Origin of the sequence: Amycolatopsis sp. cmx-4-54, assembly GCF_046548895.1 — a bacterium.
Classification (GTDB): Bacteria; Actinomycetota; Actinomycetes; order Mycobacteriales; family Pseudonocardiaceae; genus Amycolatopsis.
On sequence record NZ_JAEBEJ010000021.1, the window covers coordinates 89,853 to 100,280 of the forward strand.

Sequence of the window (10,428 nt, forward strand, 5' to 3'; positions counted from 1 at the left end):
CCTCGGACGGCCCTTTTTCGTAGCGGGTGTCAGGCCTTGGCGGCCTTGCGCAGCTCGTGCGGCAGCGCGAACGCGATCTTCTCATTGGCCGTGGTGACCTCGTCGACGTTGCCCCAGCCACGCTCGGCCAGCCACGCCAGCAGGTCCATGACCAGCACCTCCGGCACCGAAGCACCGCTGGTGACGCCGACGGTCTCGACGCCTTCGAGCCAGGCTTCGTCGACTTCGTGCGCGAAGTCGACCAGGTGCGACGCGCGCGCCCCCGCCTTCAGCGCGACCTCGACCAGCCGCTTCGAGTTGGACGAGTTCGTCGAGCCGACCACCAGGACCAGGTCGCATTCGGCGGCCATGGCCTTGACCGCGACCTGGCGGTTCGTGGTGGCGTAGCAGATGTCGTCGCTGGGCGGGTCGGCCAGGCCGGGGAACTTGTCCCGCAGCTGATCGACGCGCTCCATGGTCTCGTCCACCGAAAGGGTGGTCTGCGACAGCCAGATGACCTTCGACGGGTCGCGGACCTCGACCTTGTCGACGTCCTCGGCGGTGTCGACGAGCTGCACCTTGTCGGGAGCCTCGCCGGCCGTGCCTTCGACCTCTTCGTGGCCTTCGTGACCGATCAGCAGGATGTCGTAGTCGTCCTTCGCGAACCGGTTGACTTCCTTGTGCACCTTCGTCACGAGCGGGCAGGTCGCGTCGATGGTCCGCAGGTTGCGCTCGGCCGCCTCGGCGTGCACCGCGGGCGAGACGCCGTGCGCGGAGAACACCACCAGTTCGCCCTCGGGCACCTCGGAGGTCTCGTCGACGAAGATCACGCCGCGGTCGCGCAGCGTCTCCACGACGTGCCGGTTGTGCACGATCTCCTTGCGCACGTACACCGGTGCGCCGTAAAGCTCGAGCGCCTTTTCGACGGCGATGACCGCGCGGTCGACACCCGCGCAGTAGCCGCGTGGCTTGGCGAGCAGGACACGTTTGCCACCTGCCGGCACACCGGACTCGGTGATCGTCGGACTGCCGGCGGGCGTGATTCCGGGACTCGCAGAACTCATGACCCCAGGGTACGGGCTGCCCCGGGGGGTCCTCACACTCACGTTCAGGTGACCAGGGAACCCCTCGAAAGGATGTGCGTGGAGTCACGTCCGGTGAGCCGACCCACCCGTTCGGTTGGGCAGGATGGACCAAATACGGCAGGCTAGACGCATGAAGCCTCTCCCGCTCCCCCTCCGGGTCGCCGCGGGCCTCGCCGTCACCACCGCCGAGCGGGTTCGCGAACTTCCCAAGCAGCTCACCGGGCTCCCCGTCACGGTGGTCAGCCAGGTGCTCCAGTTCTCCATGCGCGTGCAGCAGCACGTCACCGAACTCGCGATCAAGGGCGACGACGCGCTGTCGGGTCTCCGCCCGGTCGAGGACACGCCGAGCTGGGCCACGTTCGACGAAGATCTCCCGCCGGACCTCGGTGAACGCAGGTACGAACGCGACTCGTGCGTCATCCCGCTCCGGGAGGAGCCCGACGTCCCCGAGCCGCGCTCCGAGACCAACGGCCACCTCGGTGTTCGCGATGAACTCGAAGCCCTCACCGACGACCCATGGGCCGAGGAGGAGCGCGCGCTCGCCGAGGACCACGCCGACGGCGAGTTCGACAGTTCCGCGGCGCTCGTCGATGCGAAGCCCGCCGGGCTGGACGACTACGACACGCTCACCCTGCCGCAGCTGCGTGCCCGCCTGCGCCGGTTCGACCTCGCGCAGCTGGAAGAGCTGCTGACCTACGAACGCGCGAACGCCGACCGGCCGTCGTTCGTCGGCATGCTCGCGCGTCGCATCGGGAACGTGAAGAAGGCCGGCAGCGACGGCGACAGCGCGGAAGGCCAGTGAGCGCCGAACCCACCTCCGCGGCGGCGGGCCCGTCCACCACCGCCGAAAACCCGTGGCCGGTCCGCACGGTCGCCCGCAAGGTCGGTGAGTGGATCAACCGGCTCGGCGCGGTCTGGGTCGAAGGTCAGGTCACGCAGATCTCGGCCCGCCAGGGCACCAACACCGCGTTCCTGACGCTGCGCGATCCGTCGGCGGACGTCTCGATGTCGGTGACCTGCCCGATGGGCTTGTTGCGCACGATCGAACCTCCCCTGCGCGAGGGCGCGAGCGTCGTGGTGCACGCGAAGCCGACGTTCTTCATGAACCGCGGTTCGCTGAGCCTGCGCGCCAACGAGATCCGCGCGGTCGGCATCGGCGAACTGCTCGCCAGGATCGAGCGGCTGCGGCGGCTGCTGGCGGCCGAGGGCCTGTTCGCGCCGGAGCGCAAACGCAAGATCCCTTTCCTGCCAAGGGGAATCGGGCTGATCACCGGACGCGCGTCCGCCGCCGAACGCGACGTGCTGGTGAACGCGCAGTCGCGCTGGCCGCATGTCGCGTTCAAGGTGATCAACACCGCCGTGCAGGGTTCGCTCGCCGTCCCGCAGATCCTCCAGGCACTGTCCAAACTGGACCGTGACCCGGATGTCGACGTCATCGTGATCGCGCGCGGCGGCGGCAGCGTGGAAGACCTGCTGCCGTTCTCCGACGAAGCGCTGTGCCGCGCCGTGTCCGCGGCCGGGACGCCTGTGGTCAGCGCCATCGGGCACGAGCCCGACACCCCGCTGCTCGACCACGTCGCCGATCTCCGCTGCTCGACGCCGACCGACGCCAGCAAGCGGATCGTGCCCGACGTGCGCGAGGAGACCCAGCGCGTCCACCAGATGCGCGATCGCGGCCGCCGCGCGCTGCACGGCTGGGTGGACACCCAAGTCAGGCTGCTGAACCAGATGCGCAGCCGACCCGTGCTCGCCGACCCGCTCGGCCCGGTCCAGCGGCGCTCCGACGACGTCGAGATCCACCGCGAACGCGGGCGGCGCGCGATGCTCACACTGCTCGCGAAGGACCAGGCCGAGATCGCCAGTGCCCGCGCGCGGCTGACCGCGCTCGGCCCGGCGGCGACCCTCGAACGCGGCTACGCCGTGGTGCAGTACACCGACGCGGAAGGCAACCTCCAGGTACTCCGGTCCGTCTCCGAAGTCGCGGACGGCGCGGAACTGCGCGTCCGCGTGGTCGACGGCGCGCTCGGCGCCGTCGTTACGTCCGAGGCACTCTTTTCCGCCGAGGACGCATCGGTACAGGGTGCGGCGGAGGAGCTTAGTTGACGGCGAGTTTTCTTCCTTTGACCATCGACGCCGCGAGACGTGCCGACGCGCCCGAGGTGCTGCGCAACGCGCTGCTGACCGACCACGCGGCCGCCGAGTGCTGGACCGTGTTGCTGGCGGGGTGCCAGGCCGAGGCACTCTTTTCCGCCGAGGGCTCATCGGCACCGCTCTCCACGAAGCGCGGTCTCGACGCCCAGCTGCGCAAACTCTCCGAAGCGACGGCCGAGCACGTCGGCACCCGATGGTGGTTCGCGGGCGGCACCATGCACCGCAAACGGGTGGCGCGGGCCCAGGAGAACCTGGTCGCGGCGATCGCGGAGGGTGACGGACAGGAGTTCGCTCTCGCCTTCGTGGGTTACGACAACGCCATGGCCGGCGCGGTAGTGTGCGCGGGTATCGGCAAGCACCGACGTCCGGTAGAAGGAAGCACAGCGTGAGCGAGACCGCCGAACTCGGCTACGAACAAGCCCGCGACAGGCTCGTGGAGGTCGTCCGCGAACTCGAAGCGGGCGGGCTGTCCCTGGAGCAGTCGCTCGCCCTGTGGGAGAAGGGCGAGCAGCTGGCGAAGGTCTGCGAGCACCACCTCGAGGGCGCTCGCGAGCGGATCGAGGCGGCGCTTTCCTCCGTCGAAGACGAGACCGGCAACGGTCAGTGACGTTCACCATGCTCCTGAGCCACCGAACCACCGTGGGTATCTGAGAGACTGGGACCCCGCCGAGTTCCTGACCCGGGAGGCCTCATGCCCACCCCCACCTCGTCCGCCAGCTCTTCTCGACGCCCTGAAGCCCCTGATCGCAACCTCGCGATGGAATTGGTCCGCGTGACCGAAGCCGCCGCGATGGCCGCGGGCCGCTGGGTGGGGCGCGGGGACAAGATCGGCGGGGACGGTGCCGCCGTGGACGCGATGCGCCAGCTGGTCTCGACCGTGTCGATGCGCGGTGTCGTCGTCATCGGCGAAGGCGAGAAGGACGAAGCCCCGATGCTGTTCAACGGGGAAGAGGTCGGCAACGGCGACGGGCCGGACTGCGACGTCGCGGTCGACCCGGTCGACGGGACGACCCTGATGGCCAAGGGCATGCCGAACGCGCTCGCCGTGCTCGCGGTCGCCGAACGCGGCGCGATGTTCGACCCGTCCGCGGTGTTCTACATGGAGAAGCTCGCCGTCGGCCCGGACGCCGCCGGCAAGGTCGACCTGGCCGCCCCGGTCGCGGAGAACATCCGCCGGGTCGCGAAGGCCAAGAACTCCAGCGTCTCCGACGTGACCGTGTGCATCCTCGACCGGCCGCGGCACGAAAAGCTGATCAAGGAGGTCCGCGAGGCGGGCGCCCGGATCCGCTTCATCTCCGACGGTGATGTCGCGGGCGCGATCGCCGCGGCCCGCCCGAGCACCGGCGTCGACATGCTGCTCGGCATCGGCGGCACCCCCGAAGGCATCATCGCGGCCTGCGCGATGAAGTGTCTCGGCGGCGAACTGCAGGGCCGCCTGTGGCCGAAGGACGACGCGGAACGCGAGAAGGCGCTGGCCGCGGGCCACGACCTCGACCGCGTGCTCGGCAACGACGACCTCGTCCGCGGCGACAACGTGTTCTTCTGCGCCACCGGCGTCACCGACGGCGACCTGCTACGCGGCGTGCACTACCGCGCGGGCGGCGCGACGACCCAGTCGATCGTGATGCGCTCGAAGTCCGGCACGGTCCGGATGATCGACGGCTACCACCGGCTGACCAAGCTTCGCTCGTACTCGTCCGTCAACTTCGACGGCCACCTCGACGATTCGCTGGAAGCCGACGTAGTTCCCCCGCTCCCGTAAGGAGAAACCGTGCTGAAGCGCGTGCTCGTGGTCCTGCTCGCGGCGATGATCCTCACGCCGGCCGGGCAGGCCACGGGCGCGGGCGACCTCGTCGGCGGCAGAGAGGCCGACGAGCCGTATCCGTTCATCGCGTCCCTGCATTCGGCCTCCGGCAAGGCTTTCTGTGCCGGGACGCTGATCGCGGCGGATTGGCTGGTGACGGCCGGGCACTGTGTCGAGGGCAAGAACCCGGCGAACCTGAGCGCGCGGATCGGCAGCGTCGACAACACCCAGGGCGGCGAAATCGCGAAGCTCGCCGAGATCATCGTGAACCCGTCCTACAACCCCGAACCCGAGCACGCGGGCGGTGATCTCGCCCTGGTACGGCTGGCCGCCCCGGCGAAGGCCGCGCCGCTCACGATCGGCGCTGTCGTGGCGCCCGGAACGCCGACGCGGCTGCTCGGCTGGGGCCAGATGTGCCCGACTTCGGGCTGTGGCAAGGGTCCGGCGAAGCTACGGCAGCTGGACACGAAGATCGTCGAAGGCGTGCGCTGCACCGCGAAGTTCGACGGCGCCGTCGAGTTGTGCACCGACAATCCCGGCGGGAACACGGGCTCGTGCTACGGCGATTCCGGCGGCCCGGAGATCGCCAAGGTCGCCGAGAAGTGGGTGCTGCTGGGCGTCATCAGCCGTCCGGGCAACGCGGATCCGGTATGCGCGACGTCACCGTCGATCGCGACTTCGGTGGTGGCCTACGCGCAGTGGATCGCGGAGAAGATCACGCCTCGTACGCCCGCCTGAAGTGCAATGAAGGGGCCTTTCATCGCAAATTTTGCTATGAAAGGCCCCTTCATTGCGCGCGCTACTCCGCGTTACTGGAGTGCCCAGGGAACAGATGCGCGTCCGGATCCAGCATGACCGCGATGTTGTTCACTGCCGTCGCCGCTTCCCCGAATCCGGTCGCGATCAGCTTCACCTTCCCCGGATACGCCGCGACGTCGCCCGCCGCGTAGACCCGTTCCCGCGGGGTCGCCATGGTCGAGTCGACGGCGATCGCGCGGTGGTCGATCTGGAGTCCCCAGCTTTCGATCGGCCCCAGATCCGCGGTGAAGCCGAGCGCGGCGACGACCGAGCCGGCGCGCAGGATTTCGGGTTCGGCGCCCTTGACCTGGATCTCGACCTCCGTCAGCGTGCCGTCGCGGTCGAGGAACCGGGTGACCTCGGCGTCGGTGACGATCCGCACGCCGAGTTCCCGCGCCTGCCGCACGATCGACTCGGCCGCGCGGAACTTCGCGCGCCGGTGCACGAGGGTGACGCTCGCGGCGACCGGGTGCAGCGCGAGCACCCAGTCGAACGCCGAGTCCCCGCCGCCGACGACGACCACGTGCTGCCCTTCGTGCGCCTTCAACGAGGGCACGAAGTGGACCATGCCGCGCCCGAGCCAGCCGTCGCCGGCGGGCAGCGGCCGCGGGGTGAATTCGCCGATCCCGGCGGTGATCAGCACCGCGCCGGCGCGCAGGACCTGGCCGCCGTCGAGGGTGACGGTGATGCCGCCCTCGACGCTTTCGAGTTTCTCGGCCTTGCGTCCGAGCAGATACGCGGGTTCGAACGGCGCCGCCTGATCGAGCAGGCCCCGCACCAGATCGCGGCCACGGATCTCGGCGAAGCCGCCGACGTCGTAGATCATCTTTTCGGGGTACATCGCGGTGACCTGTCCGCCCGCCTCCGGGAGTGAATCCACGACGGCCATCGAAAGGCCGCGGAATCCCGCGTAGTAGGCGGCGAACAGACCCGTCGGACCCGCCCCGATGATGACGAGGTCGTACGACGTTTCCCCAGCGGACTCGCTCATTCGGCACTCTCCCGGCCGGTGGTGGGCGGCGTGATCGAGAACACATTCGATCCTAGCCCTCGCGTGCCGAAAGACACGGAGCGCGCCGGGAGACCCTGCGCGAGACTTGGGGTATGGCTGAACAGGAATACCGGATCGAACACGACACCATGGGCGAGGTGCGCGTCCCCGTCGACGCCCTCTACCGCGCGCAGACGCAGCGCGCCGTCGAGAACTTCCCGATCTCCGGCCGGGGCCTGGAGCGCGCCCAGATCCGCGCGCTCGGCTTGCTGAAGGCCGCCGCGGCGCGGGTCAACGCGCGGCTCGGCGTGCTGGACGCCGAGGTCGCCGAGGCCATCGCGAAGGCAGCGGACGAGGTCGCGGAAGGCAAGCACGACGCGCATTTCCCGATCGACGTATTCCAGACCGGTTCCGGGACCTCGTCGAACATGAACGCCAACGAGGTCATCGCCACGCTCGCGTCGAAGGCGCTGGGCCGCGACGTGCATCCGAACGACCACGTCAACGCCTCGCAGTCCTCGAACGACACCTTCCCGACGACGATCCACGTCGCCGCGACGGAAGCAGTGCTCTCGGATGTGATCCCTGCTCTGGAGTACCTGGCGGGCGCCATCGAGACGCGGGCGGGCGAATGGGCGGACATCGTGAAGTCCGGCCGTACGCATCTGATGGACGCCGTGCCGATCACCTTCGGCCAGGAGGCGGGCGCGTGGGCGTCGCAGGTCCGGTTCGGGGTCGAGCGGCTGAAGTCGGGGCTGCCGCGACTCGGTGAACTGCCGATCGGCGGGACCGCGGTCGGATCCGGGCTTAACGCGCCCGAAGGCTTCGGCTCGGCCGTCTCGCAGGAACTGGCTTCGGTGACCGGCCTCCCGCTGACTGAAGCGCGCGACCACTTCGAGGCGCAGGCGACGCAGGACAGCGTCGTCGAGACGTCCGGCCATCTGCGCACGGTCGCGGTGTCGCTGAACAAGATCGCGAACGACCTGCGCTGGCTGGGTTCCGGCCCGCGCACCGGGCTCGCCGAACTGGCGCTGCCGGATCTGCAGCCGGGTTCGTCGATCATGCCGGGCAAGGTGAACCCGGTGATCCCGGAGGCGACGCTGCAGGTGGTCGCCCAGGTGATCGGCAACGACGCGGCGGTGGCCTTCGCGGGCGCGGCGGGCAACTTCCAGCTCAACGTGAACCTGCCGGTGATCGCGCGCAACGTGCTCGAATCGGCGCGGCTGCTCGCGGCGGTCTCGCGACTACTGGCGGACAAGGTGTTCGCGGGCGTGACGGTGAACGCCGACCGCGCGCGTGAGTACGCCGAGGGTTCGCCGTCGATCGTGACGCCGCTCAACTCCTACATCGGCTACGAAGAGGCCGCCGCCATCGCGAAGCAAGCGCTCAAGGAGCTGAAGACGATCCGCGAGGTCGTGATCGAACGCGGCCACGTCGCGAACGGCAAGCTCACCGAGGCCCAGCTGGACGAGGCTCTCGACGTACTCCGCATGGCGCGCGGAGGCCGCTAAGCACCGAGAGCGACCACAGCCGCATGAAGCGGTGAGGCGAGCGAAGCCGCCAGCCCACCCGAAGGCGGTGTCTCGGTGAACAGGTGCAGCCACGTCAGCACCGGGCCGAGCAGGATCGCGTGCACGAGAGCCGGATCGGGCCGTCGCGAGAGTTCCCCTCGCGCGACGGCCCGATCCAGCATCTGGACCAGATAGCCGCGTTCGCGGCCGAGAAACACCTCGCCGAACCGCGTTTCCAGCGCGGGATCCGCCCGGACGTCGGCGAGCAGCGAAGGCAGCGCCTGCCGCAGTTCCACACCGTCCAAAGAGGACTGAATCACTTCGAGGACCGCGGCCACGTCCCCTCGCAGCGAGCCGGTGTCCGACGGCGGTTCGAGTTCGGCGGAATGGATCACCGCCGCGAACACGAGTTCCGCCTTGGACCGCCACCGCCGGTACACCGCCGCCTTGCCGACGCCCGCCCGCGCCGCGACCGCGTCGATCGTGCAGCGCTGGTAACCGGATTCGGTCAGCAACGCCCGCACGGCCTCGCGGACCGCGTCGTCGATTCCTTCTTCCCTCGGCCTGCCTCTCGCCATGCCCACAGTTTACGATACTGGCAGTTCCGTATATCGTCCGGGTATGACCTGGACCAGAACCTCCCGCGAAATCCTCCCTTGCCCGCCATCCGCGCTCTGGGCGCCGCTGGCCGACTTCACCCGGTGGCCCGACTGGGATCCCGACCTCGTCGGCGTCGAACTGCACGGCCCCGCCGCGGTGGGCTCGACCGGTTTCCTCGTACCGAACGGATTCCGCGGCCGCGTGCACTCACGGGTCGCCGAGCCGTTCACGATCACGTCCCTGGCCGAGGACCGCGAGATCGCCCTTCGGCAGCCGATTCCCTTGGGCGCCATGGACCTCGTGCTGAGCCTGACCGAGGTCGACGGCGGGACGGAGGTCGTCCAGGAGATCACCCTCACCGGCCCGATGCGCGCGGTCATGGTCGCGATCATCGGTGGCGACGTCGTCAAGCACTTCGACGTCAAATGCGCCAGGCTCAGCGAACTTGCGGCGGCGCAGGCCGATCACGACGCCTGAGGACACCAGCGCGACCCCGATCACTTGGGAGAAACGGAAATCCTGCATGCCCAGCAGGAGCGCGACGGCGAGACCGGAGACCGGCATCAGCCCGACCAGCACCCCGGCCCGGTCCGCGCCCAGCGCCGAAACCGCCGAGTACCAAAGAAGAAACGCGATCGCGGTGACGACGACCGTCAGGTAGCCGAGCGCGATCAGTTCACGCCCGTCCGGCCACGCCCAGGCGCCGGACGGGTCGGCGATCGTCCCGACGACCGCGCCGCCGACGCCCGCGGCGAAACACCCCCAGGTCGCGGTCGCCAAGGGCCCGAGCCTTTCGAGCACGCCGACGGCGAGCAGTGTGAAGAGTGCTTCGCACACCATGGCCAGCGCCGCGAGTACCAGCCCTTGCCAGCGCGCCGCGCCGCCGCCGGAGAGCACGGCGATACCGAGTCCGGCGAGCACCGCCCCGGTCACCGGCGCCCACGAGGGCCGCTTCCCCTTGGCCAGCGGGCCCGCCAGCGCGAGCACGAGCGGCGTGCCGCCGAGGAACGCGGCGACCAGACCGGGTTCGGCGTAGCGCTGCGCGAACAGCAGGCAGGCCTGGAAACCGATCATCCCGGTCGCCGCGAGGGCGATCAGGGACGGCAGGTCGCGCGCGCCCGGCAACGGCAACGGGCGTCCGCTCAGCCGCGCCCACGCCAGCAGGAGGACGCCCGCCAGCGCGTACCGCAGCGCCTGCCCGGTGATCACCGGGTACCCGTCGAGCATTCCCGTCACCGGCACGGACGCGCCGACGATCAGCACCCCCAGTACGCCGATCGTCACGGCTCTTCGTTCGTTGTCCATACCTTCACGATGCCGGTTCTTTGGCCCACACCGAAGAGCCAAATCACCCACACCTGACCGGTCCATAAGGTGGCCGGAAGTCCGTGAAGACATCCCTGGGTTTTGGTTGTCAAGCGGCTGTCGGTTGTTTCCTGGTTTGTCCGGTTATGTTGTGGTGTGTCCAGGCGGTTGTTTCGTTGTAGTGGGTGTGGGTTTTGAGGCATC

Annotated in this window: 12 protein-coding genes and 1 pseudogene; 8 read left to right on the forward strand and 5 right to left on the reverse strand. The window is 69.3% G+C overall.

The window, feature by feature from the left end; all coding sequences use genetic code 11:
- Positions 1–29: 29 nt before the first annotated feature.
- On the reverse strand, positions 30–1,043 hold the full coding sequence (locus ACLJQ7_RS41240) for a 4-hydroxy-3-methylbut-2-enyl diphosphate reductase (RefSeq protein ID WP_410653623.1): 1,014 nt from the start codon (positions 1,041–1,043) through the stop codon (positions 30–32).
- 151 nt (positions 1,044–1,194) lie between these two features.
- Here ACLJQ7_RS41240 and ACLJQ7_RS41245 point away from each other — a divergent pair, with 151 nt between their 5' ends.
- The 6 genes from ACLJQ7_RS41245 (at position 1,195) to ACLJQ7_RS41270 (ending at position 5,757) form a co-directional block, all read left to right on the forward strand.
- Positions 1,195–1,866: a lipid droplet-associated protein gene (locus tag ACLJQ7_RS41245; RefSeq protein ID WP_410653624.1), complete on the forward strand. Its 672-nt coding sequence runs from the start codon at positions 1,195–1,197 to the stop codon at positions 1,864–1,866.
- Entirely contained in the window at positions 1,863–3,167 is a 1,305-nt protein-coding gene (xseA, locus tag ACLJQ7_RS41250; RefSeq protein WP_410653625.1) for an exodeoxyribonuclease VII large subunit, read from the forward strand. Before ACLJQ7_RS41245 ends, xseA begins: the two co-directional genes overlap by 4 nt.
- A complete protein-coding gene (locus ACLJQ7_RS41255; RefSeq protein WP_410653626.1) occupies positions 3,164–3,604 on the forward strand; it encodes a hypothetical protein in 441 nt (146 codons plus the stop codon). The genes xseA and ACLJQ7_RS41255 overlap by 4 nt, the downstream gene beginning before the upstream one ends.
- Positions 3,601–3,822 carry an exodeoxyribonuclease VII small subunit gene (locus tag ACLJQ7_RS41260; RefSeq protein ID WP_125674025.1) on the forward strand — a complete coding sequence of 74 codons (222 nt, stop codon included), beginning with the start codon at positions 3,601–3,603 and terminating at the stop codon, positions 3,820–3,822. Before ACLJQ7_RS41255 ends, ACLJQ7_RS41260 begins: the two co-directional genes overlap by 4 nt.
- A gap of 84 nt (positions 3,823–3,906) precedes the next feature.
- Positions 3,907–4,977, forward strand: a complete 1,071-nt coding sequence (gene glpX, locus ACLJQ7_RS41265; protein ID WP_410653627.1) for a class II fructose-bisphosphatase — start codon at positions 3,907–3,909, stop codon at positions 4,975–4,977.
- A 9-nt stretch (positions 4,978–4,986) separates the two neighbouring features.
- Positions 4,987–5,757 (forward strand): S1 family peptidase, encoded by a 771-nt coding sequence (locus tag ACLJQ7_RS41270; protein WP_410653628.1) that lies wholly within the window; start codon positions 4,987–4,989, stop codon positions 5,755–5,757.
- Between the two features lie 61 nt (positions 5,758–5,818).
- Here the strand turns inward: ACLJQ7_RS41270 and ACLJQ7_RS41275 are convergent, their stop codons facing one another.
- On the reverse strand, positions 5,819–6,808 hold the full coding sequence (locus ACLJQ7_RS41275) for an NAD(P)/FAD-dependent oxidoreductase (RefSeq protein WP_410653629.1): 990 nt from the start codon (positions 6,806–6,808) through the stop codon (positions 5,819–5,821).
- Positions 6,809–6,921: 113 nt separating this feature from the next.
- On the opposite strand from ACLJQ7_RS41275, the gene ACLJQ7_RS41280 reads away from it, so the two are divergent.
- Positions 6,922–8,319 (forward strand): class II fumarate hydratase, encoded by a 1,398-nt coding sequence (locus tag ACLJQ7_RS41280; RefSeq protein ID WP_410653630.1) that lies wholly within the window; start codon positions 6,922–6,924, stop codon positions 8,317–8,319.
- On the opposite strand, the gene ACLJQ7_RS41285 is transcribed toward ACLJQ7_RS41280, so the two are convergent.
- A complete protein-coding gene (locus ACLJQ7_RS41285; protein WP_410653631.1) occupies positions 8,316–8,897 on the reverse strand; it encodes a TetR/AcrR family transcriptional regulator in 582 nt (193 codons plus the stop codon). The genes ACLJQ7_RS41280 and ACLJQ7_RS41285 overlap by 4 nt on opposite strands.
- 43 nt (positions 8,898–8,940) lie before the next feature.
- Between ACLJQ7_RS41285 and ACLJQ7_RS41290 the strand changes: the two genes are divergently transcribed.
- Positions 8,941–9,396 (forward strand): SRPBCC family protein, encoded by a 456-nt coding sequence (locus ACLJQ7_RS41290; RefSeq protein WP_410653632.1) that lies wholly within the window; start codon positions 8,941–8,943, stop codon positions 9,394–9,396.
- Here the strand turns inward: ACLJQ7_RS41290 and ACLJQ7_RS41295 are convergent.
- Positions 9,394–10,290, reverse strand: a pseudogene (locus tag ACLJQ7_RS41295) (DMT family transporter); the annotation flags it as partial. The gene ACLJQ7_RS41290 and the pseudogene ACLJQ7_RS41295 overlap by 3 nt on opposite strands.
- Positions 10,200–10,428: hypothetical protein (locus tag ACLJQ7_RS41300; protein WP_410653639.1), on the reverse strand; the 229-nt coding region annotated here is incomplete at its 5' end. The gene ACLJQ7_RS41300 and the pseudogene ACLJQ7_RS41295, both read right to left, overlap by 91 nt.

What these genes read in the sequence shown, in the direction of transcription:
- ACLJQ7_RS41290 (WP_410653632.1), top strand. Translation starts at nt 8,941, where the DNA reads ATGACCTGGACCAGAACCTCCCGCGAAATCCTCCCTTGCCCGCCATCC.
- ACLJQ7_RS41275 (WP_410653629.1), bottom strand. Translation starts at nt 6,808, where the DNA reads ATGAGCGAGTCCGCTGGGGAAACGTCGTACGACCTCGTCATCATCGGG.
- ACLJQ7_RS41280 (WP_410653630.1), top strand. Translation starts at nt 6,922, where the DNA reads ATGGCTGAACAGGAATACCGGATCGAACACGACACCATGGGCGAGGTG.
- ACLJQ7_RS41285 (WP_410653631.1), bottom strand. Translation starts at nt 8,897, where the DNA reads ATGGCGAGAGGCAGGCCGAGGGAAGAAGGAATCGACGACGCGGTCCGC.
- ACLJQ7_RS41240 (WP_410653623.1), bottom strand. Translation starts at nt 1,043, where the DNA reads ATGAGTTCTGCGAGTCCCGGAATCACGCCCGCCGGCAGTCCGACGATC.
- glpX (WP_410653627.1), top strand. Translation starts at nt 3,907, where the DNA reads ATGCCCACCCCCACCTCGTCCGCCAGCTCTTCTCGACGCCCTGAAGCC.
- ACLJQ7_RS41245 (WP_410653624.1), top strand. Translation starts at nt 1,195, where the DNA reads ATGAAGCCTCTCCCGCTCCCCCTCCGGGTCGCCGCGGGCCTCGCCGTC.